14 protein-coding genes are annotated in these 20,751 nt (G+C 33.4%); 5 read left to right on the top strand and 9 right to left on the bottom strand.

What is annotated here, in order from left to right; all coding sequences use genetic code 11:
* Positions 1–107 precede the first annotated feature (107 nt).
* The 4 genes from RB619_RS07240 to RB619_RS07225 form a co-directional block, all read right to left on the bottom strand.
* On the bottom strand, positions 108–1,574 hold the full coding sequence (locus RB619_RS07240) for a M28 family peptidase (protein WP_308095846.1): 1,467 nt from the start codon (positions 1,572–1,574) through the stop codon (positions 108–110).
* A 283-nt stretch (positions 1,575–1,857) separates the two neighbouring features.
* On the bottom strand, positions 1,858–4,101 hold the full coding sequence (locus RB619_RS07235; RefSeq protein ID WP_308095842.1) for a hypothetical protein: 2,244 nt from the start codon (positions 4,099–4,101) through the stop codon (positions 1,858–1,860).
* Between the two features lie 92 nt (positions 4,102–4,193).
* Positions 4,194–6,848, bottom strand: a complete 2,655-nt coding sequence (locus tag RB619_RS07230) for a carboxypeptidase-like regulatory domain-containing protein (protein WP_308095839.1) — start codon at positions 6,846–6,848, stop codon at positions 4,194–4,196.
* Between the two features lie 63 nt (positions 6,849–6,911).
* Complete coding sequence (locus tag RB619_RS07225) at positions 6,912–7,829, bottom strand: GLPGLI family protein (protein WP_308095836.1); 918 nt, start codon at positions 7,827–7,829, stop codon at positions 6,912–6,914.
* Between the two features lie 234 nt (positions 7,830–8,063).
* Here RB619_RS07225 and RB619_RS07220 point away from each other — a divergent pair, with 234 nt between their 5' ends.
* Both RB619_RS07220 and RB619_RS07215 read left to right on the top strand, forming a co-directional pair.
* On the top strand, positions 8,064–8,879 hold the full coding sequence (locus RB619_RS07220; RefSeq protein WP_308095834.1) for a hypothetical protein: 816 nt from the start codon (positions 8,064–8,066) through the stop codon (positions 8,877–8,879).
* Positions 8,879–9,493 (top strand): deoxynucleoside kinase, encoded by a 615-nt coding sequence (locus RB619_RS07215; protein WP_089052568.1) that lies wholly within the window; start codon positions 8,879–8,881, stop codon positions 9,491–9,493. The genes RB619_RS07220 and RB619_RS07215 overlap by 1 nt, the downstream gene beginning before the upstream one ends.
* A 439-nt stretch (positions 9,494–9,932) precedes the next feature.
* On the opposite strand, the gene RB619_RS07210 is transcribed toward RB619_RS07215, so the two are convergent.
* The 5 genes from RB619_RS07210 to RB619_RS07190 all read right to left on the bottom strand — a co-directional run bounded on the left by RB619_RS07210 (position 9,933) and on the right by RB619_RS07190 (position 17,620).
* A complete protein-coding gene (locus tag RB619_RS07210) occupies positions 9,933–12,485 on the bottom strand; it encodes a sodium-translocating pyrophosphatase (protein WP_308095830.1) in 2,553 nt (850 codons plus the stop codon).
* A 112-nt stretch (positions 12,486–12,597) separates the two neighbouring features.
* On the bottom strand, positions 12,598–13,128 hold the full coding sequence (locus RB619_RS07205) for an inorganic diphosphatase (protein ID WP_035645638.1): 531 nt from the start codon (positions 13,126–13,128) through the stop codon (positions 12,598–12,600).
* 111 nt (positions 13,129–13,239) lie between these two features.
* A complete protein-coding gene (locus RB619_RS07200) occupies positions 13,240–13,839 on the bottom strand; it encodes a DNA-3-methyladenine glycosylase 2 family protein (RefSeq protein ID WP_308095827.1) in 600 nt (199 codons plus the stop codon).
* Positions 13,840–14,073: 234 nt separating this feature from the next.
* Positions 14,074–16,578, bottom strand: a complete 2,505-nt coding sequence (locus RB619_RS07195) for a DUF5686 family protein (RefSeq protein ID WP_374119674.1) — start codon at positions 16,576–16,578, stop codon at positions 14,074–14,076.
* Positions 16,579–16,642: 64 nt separating this feature from the next.
* A complete protein-coding gene (locus tag RB619_RS07190) occupies positions 16,643–17,620 on the bottom strand; it encodes a pyruvate dehydrogenase complex E1 component subunit beta (RefSeq protein WP_308095820.1) in 978 nt (325 codons plus the stop codon).
* Between the two features lie 492 nt (positions 17,621–18,112).
* On the opposite strand from RB619_RS07190, the gene RB619_RS07185 reads away from it, so the two are divergent.
* The 3 genes from RB619_RS07185 to RB619_RS07175 all read left to right on the top strand — a co-directional run bounded on the left by RB619_RS07185 (position 18,113) and on the right by RB619_RS07175 (position 20,689).
* A complete protein-coding gene (locus RB619_RS07185) occupies positions 18,113–18,859 on the top strand; it encodes an electron transfer flavoprotein subunit beta/FixA family protein (protein ID WP_140508076.1) in 747 nt (248 codons plus the stop codon).
* 76 nt (positions 18,860–18,935) lie between these two features.
* Complete coding sequence (locus tag RB619_RS07180) at positions 18,936–19,904, top strand: electron transfer flavoprotein subunit alpha/FixB family protein (RefSeq protein ID WP_308095815.1); 969 nt, start codon at positions 18,936–18,938, stop codon at positions 19,902–19,904.
* A 161-nt stretch (positions 19,905–20,065) separates the two neighbouring features.
* Positions 20,066–20,689, top strand: a complete 624-nt coding sequence (locus RB619_RS07175) for a bifunctional nuclease family protein (protein ID WP_133523313.1) — start codon at positions 20,066–20,068, stop codon at positions 20,687–20,689.
* Positions 20,690–20,751 lie beyond the last annotated feature (62 nt).

The raw sequence follows: 20,751 nt of genomic DNA, 5'->3' as shown, positions 1-20,751 counted from the left end.
GACTAACTTAGATTGTTAGAATTTAGACAACTACTTTAATCTTAAACATAAAAAATCCCGATTTCTAATTTCAGAAATCGGGATTTTTATTTTAATACAATTCAACTTTATCTTTCTAATTGTACATTTGGCAACGTTTTAGGGCGATTGACATCATTAGACAAAATCCAGCCTGTGCGGTACATCCATTCTGTCATTTTGCGCAGTTTTACGTAATCAATATTTTCAGACTCATCCATTGGTGTATGATATTGACTATGTAATACACTTGTAAAGAAAACCGCTGGAATTCCTTTTCTAGCGTAAGGCAAATGATCTGAACGGAAGTAAAAATATTCTGGATGTTCTGGCCTGTCCCAAAGTTTGTCCAAATCAAATTTTGGCCCTTCGTCATTTGCTTTTTTGGCAATGGCAACCAAATCAGATGAATTTTCATGAGGTGAACTAGACCCCAATAATGCTGCCTGATTTACATTGTTTCTTCCAATCATATCACCGTTTAAAACTGCTACAATATCTTTTTCGGGAACGGTAGGATGTGCTGCATACCATCTTGAACCTAACAAACCACGCTCTTCAGAACCATGAAATACAAATAAAGCGGTTCTTTTTCCTGGTTGTTTTTTATAAGCTCTCGCTATCGCCAGCATTGCTACACAAGTACTCGCATTATCATCGGCACCATTATAAATAGAATCCTGACCGTATTTTTGACGCACACCATCATGATCCTGATGTCCGCTGAAAAGTACATATTCATTTTTCAATTTAGGATCTGTTCCCGCAATTGTCCCAACAACATTTACTGAAGGATATTTGTAAGTTTCAGAAACTACTTCAGTCGACAAAATATCTTTAGTCGTTTTCAAATAGTCTAATTGGTCTCCATGCACCCAAAAAACAGGCATTGTCGCTCCTATTTTATCACGAAAACCTTCAATTCCGTAAATTCCTCTTGTCATTTGCGGTTCTACCTGAGACCAGCTTTGTTCAGCTAATTCATCAGCAACCATAATCAATGCCACCGCACCTTTTTTAACTACAAGATCGTAGTATTTATTTCGTACTAAACCTGGATAACGTCTGTCAAAAAGCGAAATATCATCTGCAATTCCTTCTTTTGATGCTAATAAAACGACTGCTTTTCCTTTTATATCGGCTTTTTCAATTTCTTCTTTTGTTGCCGCTCCTAAATACACTAAAGAACCTTCAACTTTTATGTTAGTCGTTTCTGCAACCAGAACTTCCTTCCATAATTTATATTCTTTTTGGCCAATTTTAAATTTTGTATTTGGTGTAACCTGATGCCTATACAAATCAAAAAACTGAAAATACGTTCCGTCATCACCCGCTGGAGCCATTCCGGCTTCTTTGGCTTTATTGGCAAGCCACATCGATACTTTTAATTCATCTAAAGTTCCAGCTTCACGGCCGTTAAAGTGGTCGCCGGCCATTTGGTACATATCCGTTCTAAGATCTTTATCAGTTATTGCCGAAACTAATGGTTTTTTAACTGCCTGTGCAAAAGTCACTGCGCTAGAGGCAAGTAAAACAAGGATCATTTTGTTTTTCATAAATTTTAATTTTATAATCCAAACTTAATCATTTCAACACAAAAACTTTGATTTTTTAACATCAAAAACAGGGAATAGCAAAGATTAATAAACAAAAATGGCTGTCAACAAAGACAGCCATTGCATTTTTCACAACAATTAAATTTTATATGGCACGCGGATGATATTAATTAAACTGACAAAAAAACGGATTTTTATATTAAGTCGGTGAAACTCAGTTTCATCCGCGTTATCTGTGTGCTTAATTTAGTTGTTAGTATGCTAACCGACAATCGCAAAATTTTTAATACGTTCCGTTTTGCATTTTGGTCAAAGTCTCTTTAATATCAGCTGCTGTTTCTGGCTCCCTAACAGCATTTACATATTTAACTGCCAAAGTTTGTGTTTCAATTGCTTTTTGTTTTTGGCCGTCTTTGTAATATAATTGTGCCAAAGTATCTAAGTAATACGAATTGTTCTTGGTTACAACTGAACTGTATTCAGACCATTTAATTGCTTCTTTTAAAAAACCAGCATTTTGTGGTTGCAACACTACTGACCACGCAGCATTATTACAAAGATTAGAATGATACTCTTTAAAAGAATTCCATCCATCATATGAATATGGCGAAGAAGAATCTAAAGTCGAAAACATTGTGTCCAATTTTTCAATTGGACTAGATGATGTTAAATTAGAATCAAAATAGGTACTGAACTCTTTTAAGAAATCAATATTTGAAACGGATGCATCTTCTGCATTGTTTAAATATTGAAAATAATTGCTGTACGATTCAAAATTTCCTTTTCCTAAAGCAATAATCTTTTTATAAATCGAAATATTCTTCTCCTTATTTATATCTGAAGATGATTTTTCTTGGGCAATATAAGTATTAGCCTGCAATGCCGAAGAAATTTCAGAAATTACATTTCCTAAATTATGTACTTCTCCTTCCTTAGTATTAAATGCTGTGCGGTTGTTTTCAATTTCTTCAGAATGCTTCAGCAGATAATCAATTGCTAAAAAATCAGTGTCGTTAAGGATTCTGTCATCGTTAAAAAGCTGTTTTGTAAATCCTTGATTTTTGATTTCTTTTGCAATTGTTTCTACTAAATACATGTCTGGCTTTTTATCTTTTTGATGTGCTTCAATCAAAGTTTTCCAAGTTTGCGCAACTGTTTTTTTATCTAAAGACGTTTTCGTCATTACAAATTCTTTAGAGTTTGGATCTTCCGCAACGTAATCATAATCATATGAAACCTCTAAAACCGAAGCTCTGTTAAAAGCTCGGATCAAATCTGCATCTGTTGTTTTTTTGTTTTTAAAGATTTTATCAATATAAACGAAAGCATTGGCGCGTTGCAGTCTTTTATAAAAATCACCGTAATACCCAAATTGATAACTCTGATCAGCTAATTCAGATTTTGAAGTTGCTAAAATATCTCCATCTGCATTTAAAACAACTATACTTGGATCGTTTGTTATCTTGTTATTTTTAAGCCATTTTTTATCATCGGCGCCAGCCATATAATAATTGTAAACATCATAAACCGGATTGTAACCATCATACATATTATAACCCGTCTGCGTTTCTTGATCCTTTATAAAGGCATCAAAATTTTCTTTTCCTGTAATTTTATTGCTATTGAAATAAAGAACTAAAAATTTGATTTTTGCTTCCTTTGTTGCAACTAATGCATTTTTTAGATTGTTTTCGATTTTTAATTTAAAATCATTTTGTAAAGGAACTGCAGGAGGATTAACAGTATAATCTCCAACAGTAGCACTATCCACCGCAGTAGCAGCCGAACCAAAATCTTCCGTTGCCAAAACAATTTCTTTACCTGGATAAGTCCAATTTGAAATGGTTTGGTTTTCAACAGGAATTACTTTTTTTGTCTTTTCCGGCTGAGGATTTTTTTCATTTAAAAACACCAAAGGATTTTTTCCTGCGGGTTCAGAAATCTTTAATTCATTTGTTTTTCTGTCATAATAGCCACCAATTTTCAAATCACCAACAGCTCCATATTCATAATTGATGCTTACTTCAGCAACATCTTTTGGTAAAGCATATTTGCAAACATTGCTTTTTCCGTCATAATCTTCATAAACCAAGTACAAATAATCCGTTTTTTCGATTTCAAATTCTAAATCTGCTTTTTCCCAATTCGGATCTGTTTTTACTTTGATATCTGAAAGTCTTTGGTAAACAACATTTTCAGAACCTTTTTGTGTACCTATATAAATGGAATAATAAGACGAATCTGAAAATTTAATTTTTGTTTTTTTTGCCTTTTTATCGATTACATAAGCAAGTTCAAAATTACTTTCAGATTTTTCATTTTGAATAAAAATTAAAGAATCGCCTTTGATTTCATAGTTTCCCGAATAAAAAACTAGTTCGTATTTATTATTATCGAGCAAATTCAGTTTGATTTTTCCGCCTTTATTTGTAGATAAATAAGTTCCTTTTTCTATTCCTTTCACTTGAGAAAATGAAAAGAAAACCCCTGTAATAATGAGTAATACACTCCACACAAACTTGCGCATGACTAATTTTTTTGCTGTTAATAATCTTAAGCAAAGATATTCTATTCTAATAGAAACAAGTCATTAAAATTGATGATTTAGCAATTAAAATACTACAAATTATATTTCATTGAAAAGATGATATAACGCGGCTGAACAGTGTATTGCGAAACTCTTGTAGAAAACTGTGAGAAACTGTCGTCATTAAGATAAGTAGTATTTAATAAATTGGTTGCAGAAACTTTATACTCCCATTTACTGTCTTTTTTCTGATAAACCAAACTGGCGCTCAAAAAGTCGTATTCGTTATCAACCGTTTTATTTCCGTTATAATAATGGTAGAATTCATACTCTGAAACGAATGAAAAACTATTCCAGAAATAATAATCCAATCTTGCAAAAGGCTTGTCTGTGTAATAAGTCGAACCGCTGTATTGATTTATTAAAGCATTATAACCAAGTTCTAAATTGGGTAAGTTCTTATAGTTTGTCGATGCTTTTACGGTATAACTCTGCACAAAACTTTCTGTTGTTGACAAGACATTATTCTGAATGTTATTGAATTTTGACCAATTTAAACTTGCCGTTGCCGATGCTTTGTAATTCTTTAAAAAAGAACGTCCATAACTTCCCATTCCGCTTAAAGTTTCATCGGCTAAATTAGAATTGTATGGAACTGAGGATTGATTAATTCCATCAAAATTAGCTTTTGTTTTTATTGCGTCAACTTTTTTAGTGTATGTTGCGTTGGCAAAAATATTCTCGAAATTAAACATATTGTATTTAAAATAACGAAGCGAATGTACTTGTGAAGTTGCGTTTTCTAAGAAACGATTTCCTCTGAACAAACTGCTGTAATCAGACAAAACATATCCAGCTGCCAATTGATTAATATCTGTAAAATCATTTGACAAAGAGAAATTATAAGTCAGCGTTTCTGATTTTTTGATTTGATATAAAGCAAAGAAATCAGGCAACACTTTGGTAAAACTTTGAGAATAATCTGTTCCAAGCTGTCCGTTTGTCATTTGATACGAATGCAGACTTACTCCAGGCGTCAAAGTAAATTTTCCTGTCAATATTTTGTAATGAAATCCTAAAAAAGCATCGTTAAATCTATAATCAACATCATTGTTGTTTTCTGCCGCATCCAAGTCATTTTTATCTCCATTATCCAGCATTTGGAAAATATGCGAATTAAAATTTTGGTACGAATACGTGTTTCCTACAGTAACATTGAAATTGCTTTTTGGCGTTACCATATAATAGTAATCCAGTTTTGCATCAACCTTATTTGTTTTTACAAAACGATCCTGATTCAAGTCATTTCGATTTTGCCCTGAAATATATCCAGCCAAATCAAAAGGCTGTGAACGAAGATTAGCATTATAAAATGGGTTTTCATCTTGATATAAGTGCTGCATTTCAAAAGCAAAAATATTTTTATCGCTTTGTGTGTAATACAAACTCAAATTCTGATTAATTGAAGTTGGATCTTGCTTTTTTCCTGTCAAAATAGTTTCAATTGCAGAAACATTATTTACAACCGATTCGCGCAACAAATCGGAATCTTCTTCTTGTTTTGTCAGTTTGGTCAAAATATCATAATCAAACTGAAATTTGTCGTTTGGCTTGTAAGTTGAACTTAATTTAAAAAGCCCCAAATTATTTTTTTGATGCGTTAATTCATCACGTTTTTGCTGATCGCCTGAGTCTAAAATCGTTGTCTGTGATTTCGTTTCTAAATCAGTTTTTGAAGTGGAAAGAATTCCGAAACCACTAATATTCCAAGCTTTATTGACCGAATATGCGAAGTTTGTTGCACCAAATTTGGTTTCAATTTCTTTAGCTCTATTGTTTCTTAAAATTGAAATCCCTAAATCATTTGACGAAACATTAAAATTGCTTCCGCCCTTTTTCATCATATTTTTGAAACCGCCCGTAAATTTGAAATAATCCTGAGCTGTCAAAGGCAATTCTCCAATATTATTAAAATTGGTAATTAAATTAATGCTGTATTTTGGACTGTAATAAAATAATTTCGGATTAATAATATAACGACTGTCGAGTTCCGCAACGCCAACACCTGCAGTAACATCTCCAAACCAGAAATTCTTTTTGCCTGATTTCAGTTTGATATTCATCGCAACATTGTCCTGATCATTTTCTAAGCCTTTTAACTGGCTTACTTCGTTGTAATTTCTTAAAACTTGAACTTTATCTATAGCATCGGCTGGAATGTTTTTTACACCAAGTTTGGTATCTCCGTCAAAAAAATCTTTGCCTTCTACCATTAATTTGCTGACTTTTTTTCCTTCAACTTCAATTTCACCATCAGCATTTACCTCAACTCCAGGCAGTTTTTTCAAAACATCTTCCAACTTTTTTTCAGTTCCAGATTTAAATGAATCGGCATTGTAAACAATTGTATCACCTTTTATCGAAACCGGCATTTCGCGAACAATTTCAACACCTTCAAGCTCAATTCCTGCACCATCCATTACAATATTCTGAACGATATTTTCTGTATTGGTCGAAATTGCCACTTCTTTAGATTTCATTCCAAGGTAACTTACCTTAATTGTATAAGCAGTATTAGGCTTTAAAGTCAGCTGAAATTTTCCTTTATCATTTGTAATGCCATAAGAATCCATTGCTTTAGTGCCGTTATTCACAGCCATAATATTAGCCATTTCCAACGGATTTTTTTGTTCGTCCTGAATAACGCCGTCAAAACGGACACTTTGCGCAAAAGATATCGAGGTCATTAAAAAAATGACATAAAAAAGTATATTTTTCATGGAGAAAACTAAAAGATGATGTGCTTACAATTATCGTCTAATCATTACTGGACCACCGCCTGGACCGCCTTCGCGACCACGGTTCATTTCTCTAAACTCTTCCATTTTTTTGATTACTGTTTCATCGTAATCTTTCTGAGAAATTGTTTTTCCTTTTGTAGGTGCTTTTATTTCAACTTTATCTTTGGCATTCAAAACAATTTTCGAACATAAAATAGTTGTTCTTCCGTCGTTTACCTCCAAAATTAAACCTGGAAGACCCCAATAATTTTCTGGACCTTGGTTCACGGGAATTTCTGGAGAATACCAAGCTGTTATAATAATTTCTTTAGGGATTTCGAAGTTATCCTGAAAGTTAGTTTTGGTTTCACCTGAAGTTTTTTTAGCATCGTCTTTTTTCTCTTCCGGTTTTTTATCATCAGCATTTTTTGGTCTCAAATTTCTAAAATCAGTTTTGCTTGCTTCTCTTACTGCCGTAGCTTTATAGCAAGTATAACCCCCAATTTGTTTGGTTTCTGATTCCATTTTCCAAGTTAATTTTGGCAAAGAATCAACTACCAAAAACTCTTTCCCCATAAATTCTTTATCAACGGTATACGATTTAGTTTTTACATTTTTATAAAAAGTGCCTCCGCCTCCCATAAATGAATTCATCATAATACGCATGCCACCTTGCTGTTGCCCGGGAGCTTCTAGTTTTTCTTCTTCTTTGTAAATTGAAACCGATTTATCAAAATTTAAAATAAAGGTTTTTTCAAGCATTTTTTTCATACGCTCTTCCATGTTTTTTTGCATTTCAGGCGTAATATCGCGGTTTCCCGGACGCATTCCATCAAGTTTTGGCGCTTGCGTTTTTGACTCATAAACGGCCATTCCCTGGAAATCCTTTTGCGCCTGCATTTGAGTAAATACAAGCATCAAAGACATATAAAAAATCACTTTTTTCATTACATTTTATTTTAAATTGGCAATTTGTTTTAAAACTTATACTCAAATGTATTATTATTTTTAAAATACTAAAAATATAATATATCAACGCGTTTAAGACATAGACAGAATACGTTATTTTTTAGACTATTACGATTGAGAAAGGTTTAAATGACAAAATCATCAAAATCTCTTCATTTTAAACTTTTATAGTAAGGTTTTTTGTAATTTGGCTCGACACAAACTCCAAAAAACATGACTAAAACAGCAATAAATATTTTATTTTTTCTTTTACTTGCTGTTATTCCGACTGTTCTTTCGGCACAAAATCCAAAAATAAATGCAACCCAAATTTCTCATACAAACTATACTGCTGATGAGTATTTAGGCCAAGATTCATTCGGGTTTAGTTATCAGATCAGAAATAATGTTTTCAGTAAATTTAAAGGAAGCGAGGTTTTTGAATACAAAAATGTTTCTTTAGGAAGAATCACAAAAACTGACTTGCAGAATCCGCTGAAAATCGTTTTGTATTATGAAGATTTCAATACTGTTGTTTTGCTCGACAATCAGCTTAACAAAATGACTGAAATCAACTTTTCATTAAATGCAACGCCAATTGTTGTAAGCGCAATTGGAATGTCAACTCAAAATCAATTATGGATTTACAATGCGCTAAACCAGCAAATTGGACTTTTTGATTATTTAAAAAATGAATATAAAACGGTTTCAATTCCGTTGACAGATTCCATTAAATATTATCAAACCGATTTTAATACTTTTTATTGGATTGATAAAAAGAACAACTGGTATTCCTGCGATATTTTTGGAAAAATCACAAGCCTTGGAAATGTACCCGACTTTGATAAAATCGAAATAATTGATGCTCAAAACTACATTTTCAACAAAGGTAATCTGTTGTATTTAAGCAACATTAGCAAGGAGAAAACAGTTGCAATTTCTGAAATTGAAATTTTAGAAAAATCGTTTGACAATTTCTATTACAAAGACCAAATTTTATCTATTTTTACAGCTAAAGAAATTGTAAATTATAAAATCGTAACACCGTAATGCACATAGCAATAGCAGGAAATATCGGCGCAGGAAAGACAACATTAACAAAGTTATTGGCCAAACACTTTAAATGGGAGCCTCATTATGAAGATGTGGTTGACAATCCATATTTAGACGATTTTTACCACCAAATGGAACGTTGGTCATTTAATTTACAAATCTATTTCTTAAATAGCCGTTTCCGTCAGGTGCAGCAAATTCGCGAAAGCGGTAAAAAAATCATTCAGGACAGAACGATTTATGAAGATGCTTATATTTTTGCTCCCAATTTATATTCAATGGGATTGATGACAAGCCGTGATTTTGAAAATTATACTTCACTTTTTGAATTGATGGAATCTCTTGTGAAAGCTCCGGATTTATTGATTTATTTAAGAAGTTCTATTCCAAATTTAGTGGGACAAATTCACAAGCGCGGACGCGAATATGAGAACTCAATTTCAATCGATTATTTAAGCCGTTTGAACGAAAGATACGAAGCTTGGATTCAGACATATACTAAAGGAAAACTATTAATTATTGACGTTGATAATATTAATTTTGTTGATAATCCTGAAGATTTAGGAAACATTATTAATAGAATTGATGCTGAATTGAACGGGTTGTTTTAAAACACGAATTACACGGATTTACACGAAATAAAAAATGCCTCTAAAATTATTTAGAGGCTTTTTTAGTTTTAAGAAACTTTGTCAAAGTTTAGACCTAAGATTACTACTCAATAATTGTCAAATTTAAGCCGAATAGTATAGTCCCTAAGGGACATTATTCCAATCTTTTTTTATTTTTCTACCAATATTTAACTCCTAAAAGGAGTTTAATTTACTATTCTCTATTCTACTCTTTGTCTAATTTTTGTTCTTATTAAGATATATCTATCTCGTAGAGATTATATATCGGTAGAACAATATCGCTCCACCTAAATTTTGTCTCATAGGGACTTTATTTTATTCAGTAAATGAAAATGCCTCTAAAAAATTTTTAGAGGCATTTTCTATTTCTAAAAGCTTTGTCAAAGTTTAAAACTTTGACAAAGTCATCAAATAATTCTTATTTAGCAGCTTCAATTTTAGCTTTTACTTCTTCTTCAGTTCCTTCATAAACTTCAGTTGTCGTTTTGCCATTTTCTGTTTTTGTAACTGTTCCAATGGTTTTGCCATTTTCTTTTCTCAATTCAACACGAAGCGCTTTTTTCTCGTATTTACTTGTGTCAAAACAATCTGTTTTTTGGTGAACAAATTTCCCGTTTGCGTCATAATGTGCTAGGCATTTTGCAGTTTCTTCTGCCGTACAACCTTTTTCTTTGCACATTTTAGTGCATTCTTCTTTAGTCATTGTTGACAAATCTCCGCATTTAGAAACTCCACCTGCATGCATTTCTGTTTTAACGCAACAAGAACCTTTTTCTGCCATTCCTGAAGATGAATGTCCTTCACCTAAAATTGGCGCAACAACCAACCCGATCAAACAAGTCAATTTAATTAAAATATTCATTGATGGTCCAGAAGTATCTTTAAACGGATCTCCAACTGTATCTCCAGTTACCGCTGCTTTATGCGCATCAGAACCTTTATAAGTCATTTCTCCATTGATCATAACTCCAGCTTCAAAAGATTTTTTAGCGTTGTCCCAAGCACCTCCGGCATTGTTTTGAAAAACTGCCCAAAGTACTCCAGAAACCGTAACTCCAGCCATATATCCGCCTAACATTTCAGCAATTAACTGATTATTATCCGAATAAACCAATTTCCCTAAAAGTACAATTGCAATTGGAAATCCAATAGTCAAAATTCCTGGAAGCATCATTTCGCGTAAAGCTGCTTTTGTAGAAATCTCAACACATTTTCCGTATTCTGGTTTTCCAGTTCCTTCCATAATTCCTGGAATTTCTTTGAATTGGCGACGTACTTCGTAAACCATATCCATTGCAGCTTTTCCAACAGAATTCATCGCTAAAGCTGAGAAAACTACCGGAATCATTCCGCCCACAAATAACATCGCTAAAACTGGCGCTTTAAAAATATTAATTCCGTCAATTCCTGTAAACGTTACATATGCTGCAAATAATGCTAATGAAGTTAAGGCTGCAGAAGCGATTGCAAATCCTTTTCCTGTTGCAGCTGTTGTATTTCCAACAGAATCTAAAATATCAGTTCTTGTACGAACTTCTTTTGGCAATTCGCTCATTTCTGCAATTCCTCCTGCATTATCAGAAATTGGTCCAAAAGCATCAATTGCTAATTGCATTGCAGTTGTAGCCATCATTGCTGAAGCTGCCAGCGCCACTCCATAAAATCCTGCTAAAGCATAAGAAATCCAAATTGCGACTGCAAACAAAATTACCGTTGGGAAAGTAGAAATCATTCCGGTTGCTAAACCTGCAATAACATTTGTTCCTGCTCCAGTTGAAGATTTTTGAACAATTGCTAAAACCGGTTTTGTCCCTAATCCTGTATAATATTCTGTTACCGATGAAATAGCTCCACCAACAACTAAACCTACTAAAGTGGCATAGAAAACACGCATTGAAGAAATTTGCTGTGATCCTTCTCCAAAAAATTCCATTGTCATTACTTCTGGCAACATATGCTGCACCAAAAAGTAGCAAGCAATTGCAGTTAAACCAATAGAAACCCAGTTACCTATATTTAATGCTTTTTGAACTTGAGCTTCTTTTGCATTATCATCTGAAATTTTTACAAGCATAGTTCCGATAATTGAAAACAAAATTCCGAAACCAGCAATTGACATTGGAAGCAAAATTGGACCAATTCCACCGAAAGCATCATTAATACTTCCGCCCATATCTTTTATAACATAATTCCCAAGAACCATTGCTGCTAAAACTGTCGCAACATAAGATCCAAATAAATCAGCTCCCATACCGGCAACGTCACCCACGTTATCTCCTACGTTATCTGCAATTGTTGCTGGATTACGAGGATCATCTTCTGGAATTCCAGCTTCAACTTTACCAACTAAATCGGCACCAACATCAGCAGCTTTAGTATAAATTCCACCACCAACTCTCGCGAAAAGGGCAATTGATTCTGCTCCTAATGAAAATCCAGCTAACGTCTCTAAAACAACCGTCATTGTCTCAGTATCTTTCCAAACACCGCCAGATAATAAATTAAAGAAAATTATAAAAAAAGCTGTTAAGCCTAAAACTGCTAATCCTGCAACACCAAGTCCCATTACAGTTCCTCCACCAAAAGAAACTTTCAAAGCTTGTGGCAAACTTGTACGTGCTGCTTGTGTTGTTCTAACGTTTGTTTTGGTCGCGATTTTCATTCCTATATTTCCTGCATAAGCTGAAAATAACGCTCCAAAAATGAATGCAATTACTATAAATAAATGTGTTTTTACTCCCGGGATAAAAGTAATTCCTGCTAAAGCTATGCTCGCAATAATTACAAAGATGGTTAATAGTTTATATTCGGCTTTTAGGAAGGCTAAGGCTCCTTCGTAGATGTAATCTGAAATCTCTTTCATCTTACCGTCTCCGGCATCTTGTTTTAAAACCCAAGTCCTTTTTATTCCCATGAAAAGTAATCCTAAAACTGCCATAACTATTGGCAGGTAAATCATAAATGCATTCATAATATTTTAATGGTTTTGGTTAATAGTCAACAATCTAACTGAAACGAATTTAAACAAAAAAGCAATACTCCTGACGGAGTATTGCTTTTTTTATAATAGAATAGGGTAAAAATTATTTAATGCTAAATAATCCCTCTGGTTTATTTTCAATGTCATCAAAACGCTTTGTACACTCAGCAATAATTGCATAAGCTTCGTTCACGTCTCCCCATCCTTCAACATCAACTTTTTTGTTTTCAAGGTCTTTATAAACTTGGAAAAAGTGTTCGATTTCTTTTACTAAGTGTGGGTTGATATCAGAAAGGTCATTTAATGAATTCCAGATTGGATCTGAAACAGGTACACAAATAATTTTTTCGTCTGGTCCTTTGTCATCTGCCATGTGGAAAACACCAATTGGCTTAACTTCCATTACACATCCAGGGAAAGTTGGTTCGTTTACTAAAACCAATACATCAAGAGGATCTCCGTCAAGTGCTAAAGTTTCTGGAATAAACCCATAATCAGCTGGGTACATCATTGAAGAGAACAACATTCTGTCGAAACGCATTCTTTTGATCTCAAAATCGTACTCGTATTTATTTCTGCTTCCTCTTGGTATTTCGATTAATACATCGAAAGTCGTTAGTTTGTCTGCGGTCATTTTCGTTTTTTATTATATCTATAATTTCGGTTGCAAAAGTAACCAAACATTCCATTTTTACAATAAAAAAACAGGTTAAATTATCTGCATTATCTATTAAAAAACAAGCATTTAATACGTAATTGTTCGATTTCGCTTTTTTAAGTAATAATGCCAGAGCAAATAGGTCGCGTAAGAGCGATACGGACTCCATTGTTCGGCATGAATTTCCATTTTTTGTTTATCGTGAATATTTAATAATTCTTTGATGGTATTGATCACTGCAATATCGCCAAGCGGAATCAAATCGGGTTCTTGAAGGCAAAACATTAAATAAATATCAATTGTCCAATTTCCAATTCCTTTTAGCTTGATAAGTTCTTCCCGAACTTCTTTTGCCGATTTTGAAGGCAGGCTTTCAATATCTAATTCTTTGTTTAAAACCGCTTCTGCCAAAATCTTAATGTATTTTGTTTTCTGACGGCTTACGCCAAGACTCCTAAATTCTTCATCAGACAAAACCGCCATTGTTTCAGGAGTACAAACTGTAAATGCTTTTATTTTTAAAAATGTGGCTTTCGCCGAATCTACAGAAACCTGCTGTTCCAATATCAGCAATACCAAAGTCTCAAAACCCTGAGGGCGTTTTGGAATTGGAGGTAATCCGTACTTTTCGATTATTTCTTGAAAAATCGGGTTTTTATTGGTTAGAAAATCAATAGCTTCTTGCATAAGTATTTAAGTCTTTGCCAAAATTAAATAAAAAAGGATCTCGTAAAGGAGTAGAGACGCAAAGTTTTTTCACGCAGATTCTGCAGATTTGAGCAGATTTATTCTAAGAATTAAAAATATAAAATCTGCATTTATCAGCTTAAATCTGCAGAATCTGCGTGAAACAAATTGCACAAAAAAAAGCCGCAAAGATTATAAACCTTTGCGACTTTGTTACTTTGAACCTTTGCAACTTTAAAAATAGAACCCGAAAGATCCTTTTACTGCAAATTTATTAGCGTCTGGAGTATTCAGATAACTTCCTCTCCATGAAAAATCGATACGGAAAACTTTGAAGATATTTCCAATTCCAGCATTGTATTCCCAGTACACATTTTCAGGCGCATTGTAGGGCTGACCTGAAGCATTTATAGCTCTATTTGCATCAGAAATAGTTCCATGAACCGCTTTAATTCCAACAAATTCTCTCCAGTTCAATTTTCGCATAAATGGAACTCTAGCAAATAACCTTCCACCAAAATCATGATTCCATTGCAAAGTGGTATATTGATCTGTAATGAATTCGTAAAAATTCAAATTACTGAATGTATTCTCAATAGTCCAATACGTCTGGTTACCAGGAACAACACTCATTAAACCTAACGGAATTGTACCAAATGTTTTACCGGTTTCAAGAATAATATTTGATCTTCCTAAAGGTCCAATAATTATTGGTTGTTTGTAATAAATCTGTATTTTTTCGTAAGCAAAATCACTTTCAAAAACACCTTTTAAACCATAACTGAAATTCACAAAGAAATGGCTAAACGGACTATCAACTAAATCTCTCTCCACTCCATAACCAATAGTTTTTCGGTTTGGCATGTATTCAAATTGAATATTAGCTTCTGACTGCCTCACTTTACTTTCAACAACACCTGCTGGATTTGATGGACTTGGTAAAGTAGTATAATAATCCAAACTAAATGTTTTTGATGCCGACTCTAAAGTTCGATATGAAAAACCGGTTTGAACAATAAAATTCTTTTTAGGCTCAATTTCAAAAGAAACATTACTCAAATTAATGTTGGTCAATTTACCATTGCTTCCCGTTGTAAACAAAGCTGAAGATGCAAAACTTCGTCCCAAAATATCATTTGTTGTCGTTAAACTTGCACCAATTTGTTCAATATCACGCCTGTTTCCTCCAGAAATAATGATTCGTTTTTTCTTGTCGACCATCCATTTTCCAGAAACACCGTATTTGAATTTATTATCATCAAAACCATAAGCTGTATAAGCTTGAATACGCCATGGATCATTTGGTCCAAAATACGTTCGGCCACCGGCACGTATTCTTAAACCTTCGACTTCATTGTAACCAAATGTTGAAAAAATAGGTCCAAAATCGAAGTTTTTAAACTCTACATAACCACTTCCTAAAATAGAGACGAGACTATACAATTGCTTGAATCGCTTGACGGTCTGTAAAGTATCAAGCATTTTATAAATTCCTGCTTCGTCTTTATTGAGTTTCTCAAAACGATTTTCTTCCCAAAATTCGGGCGGACGATCGTAAACAGCATTGTCTATAAAATTGACTTCTTCTTTATAGAATTTCTCTGGTTTCTGAATATTGAATTTATGATTTCTGTATAAAGTCGTTCGTTTTCCATAAACTCCTTTTGATTTTTCTTTTTTATTCAAAGCAAAATCAGACATCATATAATCACGCGTCAAAAGGAAAACCGAATCATTTTCGACTTCAAATTCCTGTTCGATATAAATATCTTTTACCCAGTTAATATTGGCACTTTTTGTTACGCCCATATTAATTTTCTTGATGGCAAAAGTGGAATCGTTTACCCAAAAATCTCCTTTAAAAGTCAATTCGTTTTTTCTTCTTGGATAAAAAACAATATTATAACACCATTTTTTGTCAATGTAAGCACTGTCTTTCAGGACATAATTATAGACATCAATTCCTGTTCTTGAAAGCGGACTTGTAAAACTTTTGTCAAAAAATTTAAGGTGATTATCGTAAATATTATAATCGGAATAAAGGTCTTTTACGAAAGATAAAATCTGCTGATTTCCGTTGAAACCAGACATTTTATTACCCGTAATATTTTCTTTTACTTTCTTTAATTTGTTATCGCCATAAACATCATAAACCGATTCGTTGATAAAAATTGGCAAGTACGTTTTTCCGGTAACATCAGAAGTATCAACATGTTCAAACACAAACTCCATGCCTTTAAAAAGTTTGTTTTTCATCAAAGCACTGTCGATCGTGTTCATGTCAAACTCGACTTTTTCGTACTTCTGCATTTGATATTGATTGAATTGGTAAAGTCCGTTTTTACGTTTTCGTTCCCAAATTTTCCTTAAAATATCTAATGCTGGATTATTCTTTTTAGATGTTTTTCCCGTATAAATTACAACTTCATTAAGTGCTTCGGCTTCGCCTAAAACAATTTTAAAATTATAATTGACTGCTTTTTCTAGAGGAACCTCTTTATCTGAAAATCCTGCAGAACTTACTACCAGTGCAGTATAAGTATTAGGCGATTCTAGATAAAAACGTCCATCTTCATTTGAAACAATTCCGGTATTAGAACCTTTAAAAACAATATTTGCAAAAGGTATTGGCTGATTTGATTTGTCCAAAACAATTCCACTCACTTTTGTTTGTGCAGTTCCAAGATTCACAAAGGCGAATACAAAAAATAGGCTGAGTAAAATTATTCTTTTTATCATTTGGCAAAAAAAAACTTCATCAATTAATATGACTGATGAAGTTTTATAAGTATTGTTGATTTTTTTATTTGTACATTACTTTCTTTACTGCTTTTACTACATCACCAGCATTTGGCAACCAGTCTTTAAGCAATACAGGAGAGTAAGGTGCAGGAGTATCAGCAGTTGTGATACGCTGAATTGGCGCATCAAGGAAATCGAATGCTTGTTCCTGAACGATATATGTAATTTCAGAAGAAATACTTGCAAATGGCCAAGCTTCTTCAAGAATTACTAAACGATTTGTTTTTTTAACAGATTTAAGAATCGCTTCATTATCCATTGGACGAACTGTTCTTAAATCGATAATCTCACAAGAAATACCTTCTTTAGCTAATTCATCAGCAGCAATAAAAGCTTCTTTAATGATTTTTCCGAAAGAAACAATAGTTACGTCTTTTCCTTCACGCTTAACATCAGCAACTCCTAATGGAATTGTGTATTCTCCGTCTGGCACTTCACCTTTGTCACCATACATTTGTTCAGATTCCATGAAAATAACTGGATCATTATCGCGAATTGCCGATTTTAAAAGTCCTTTTGCATCATAAGGAGTTGAAGGAACTACAACTTTAAGACCTGGAGTATTTGCAAACCAGTTTTCTAAAGCTTGAGAGTGAGTTGCTCCTAATTGACCTGCAGAAGCAGTTGGTCCACGGAAAACGATTGGCACATTAAATTGTCCACCAGTCATTTGACGCATTTTAGCAGCATTATTTATAATTTGATCAATACCAACTAAACAAAAGTTGAAAGTCATATACTCAACAATCGGTCTGTTACCATTCATTGCAGAACCTACTGCAATTCCTGTAAAACCAAGCTCAGCAATTGGAGTATCGATTACTCTTTTTTCGCCAAACTCAGCAAGCATTCCTTTTGAAGCTTTGTATGCTCCGTTGTATTCTGCAACTTCTTCGCCCATTAAATATATGGATTCATCGTGACGCATTTCTTCGCTCATCGCTTCGCAAATGGCCTCTCTAAATTGTATTGTTCTCATATTTATATTGTATGTTGAATTTTCTGAAGAGCAAAAATAAATATTTTAAATCACTTAAAAGCATAAATTAAATTTAAAATCGCATGAACTTTCTTCTCTTCTTATGCTTTTAACTTTTTAAAACGTGTTGCGATATTTACGAAATCGATATAATTGTTAGTATTCTATATGTAAAAACACTTTTAATACAAATACACTCTTATTTGTGTAATTATGATTTTGAATTTAGATTCTTTTAAACGTAAAAAATCAAAATCTAGTATAAATTCGTCCCGATTTCTACAGTTGAACAGCTTTGCACGATTACGAAATTCCTAAGAATCAGGCAAAATAGCTGAATTTTCATTTTTGAAAAACCCCAAAAGACACTTCAAATTTCAGAATCTTCGAAAACGTAATAGTTTTTAAAAAATATTATGCATGCATAGTATATTATTCCAATTTTAATTTCTAAATTTGTCAAAGCATATTACAAATTCAAAATATATACTTATGAAAATATTGGTTTGCATCAGCCACGTGCCTGATACTACTTCAAAAATTAACTTCTCCAATGGTGATTCAGAATTTGATACCAATGGTGTACAATATGTAATAAACCCAAATGACGAATTTGGTTTAACACGCGCAATTTGGTTTCAAGAACAACAAGGAGCAACTGTAACTGTTGTTAACGTTGGAGGTCCTGATACTGAGCCAACTTTACGTAAAGCATTAGCAATTGGCGCAAACGAAGCAATTCGTGTAAACGCTAACCCAACTGACGGTTTTTTTGTTGCAAAACAATTAGCAGAAGTTATTAAAAATGGCGGTTACGATCTTGTAATTGCTGGAAAAGAATCTTTAGACTATAACGGTGGAATGGTTCCTGGAATGATTGCAGGAATTTTAGGCTCTAACTTTTTAAACTCTTGTACAAGCGTTACTGTTGACGGAAATAATGTAAAAGCTGTTCGTGAAATTGACGGTGGAAAAGAAACTGTAAGCACTACTTTGCCTTTAATTATCGGTGGTCAAAAAGGTCTTGTTGAAGAAAAAGATCTTCGTATTCCAAACATGAGAGGAATCATGACGGCAAGAACTAAAGCTTTAACTATTCTTGAGCCAGTTGATGCTCCTGTAAATACTAAAGCGGTAAAATTTGAAAAACCAGCTCCAAAATCAGCGGTGAAATTAGTTTCTCCTGATAATTTAGATGAGTTAATCAATTTATTACACAACGAAGCGAAAGTAATCTAGTATTCAGTAATCAGTTTTTTAGTGTTCAGTTTTCAAACGTGAAACCTGAAACGTGAAACCTCAAAACAAAAACATCATGTCAATATTAATATATGCAGAATCTGCAGAAGGAAAATTTAAAAAAGTTGCTTTCGAATTAGCTTCTTATGCTAAAAAAGTAGCTGAATCATTAGGAACAACTGTTACAGCTTTGACTGTAAACATAAGCGACGTAAGCGAATTAGGCAAATACGGCGTTGATAAAGTTTTAAAAGTAAACAACGATAAATTAGCTGGTTTTACTGCAAAGGCTTACGCCGATGTAATCAAACAAGCTGCTGAAAAAGAAGGAACAAAAGTAGTTTTACTTTCTTCTACAACAGACAGTATTTATCTTTCATCATTAGTTGCAGTAGCTTTAAATGCTGGTTTTGCTTCAAATGTTGTTGGATTGCCAGTTAGCACTTCTCCTTTTCAAGTAAAAAGAAATGCTTTCTCAAACAAAGCTTTCAATATTACTGAAATCTCTACAGATGTAAAAGTTCTTGGTTTAGCTAAAAACTCTTACGGAATTTTCGAAAGTGCAGGAGCTGCTGCAGCAGAAGATTTTAATCCATCAATTGGAGATAATGACTTTGGTGTAAAAGTAGAATCTGTTGAAAAAGTAAGCGGAAAAGTTTCTATCGCTGACGCTGATATCGTAGTTTCTGGCGGACGTGGATTAAAAGGTCCAGAAAACTGGGGATTAGTTGAAAATTTAGCCGAAGTTTTAGGTGCTGCAACAGCATGTTCTAAACCAGTTTCTGACTTAGGCTGGAGACCTCACAGCGAGCACGTTGGACAAACAGGAAAACCAGTTGCAACTAATTTATATATTGCAATAGGAATTTCTGGAGCAATTCAGCACATCGCCGGAATCAACTCTTCAAAAGTAAAAGTAGTAATCAACAGCGATCCTGAAGCGCCTTTCTTTAAAGTTGCTGATTATGGAATTGTAGGTGATGCATTCGAAATTGTACCTCAATTAACTGAGAAATTAAAAGCTTTTAAAGCACAGCATTCTTAATTTAAGAATTCTTAATATTATAGCTGCCTAAAAACAAGATAATCGTATCTTTGTTTTAAGGCAGCTTTTTTGTTCCATATTTTTTGATTAAAATTGCAGCTTTATTTTCCAATCAAAAATAGTATTAAAATGTGGCCTAAGTGCCCTTTTTACAATCATATATGAGTCTAGTAAAATTATCTATAAAAGGAATTTCATACAGTCAAACTCAAAATGGCGCTTATGCCTTAATTTTGAATGAAGTTGATGGCGAAAGAAAATTACCTATCGTAATTGGTGCTTTTGAAGCCCAATCGATTGCTATTGCCTTAGAAAAAGAAATAAAACCTCCTCGCCCATTAACGCACGATTTATTCAAAAACTTTGCAGAGCGATTTGATATTGTCGTAAAACAAGTAATCATACACAAACTTGTTGACGGCGTTTTTTATTCAAGCTTAATCTGCGAAAGAGATAAAATTGAAGAAATTATCGATGCACGAACTTCTGATGCAATTGCATTGGCATTACGCTTCAACGCACCAATTTTCACATATAAAAACATCTTAGATAAAGCCGGAATTTATTTAAAATCGAATACTGCCGACACAGATCAAGGTTCTCAGGAAATTGATGACGTACTTTCTAATCCAGAAACTTTTGGCCACGAAGAAGAAACCAATCAATCTGGAGATGTATACGCAAAACACAGTCTTCAAGAATTGAATGAACTTTTAGATCAAGCTGTTTCTCAGGAAGATTACGAAAAAGCAGCAAAAATTAGAGATGAAATCTCGAAAAGATAAATTTATGTTTAATCGTGGATTTGTTTAATCGTTTAATTGATTAAACAGTTACACGAATAAAC

It is taken from the genome of Flavobacterium sp. LHD-80, from assembly GCF_030929605.1.
GTDB lineage: Bacteria > Bacteroidota > Bacteroidia > Flavobacteriales > Flavobacteriaceae > Flavobacterium.
The sequence above is the reverse complement of the archived record's forward strand: the minus strand, read 5'-3'. Positions and strand labels throughout refer to the sequence as shown.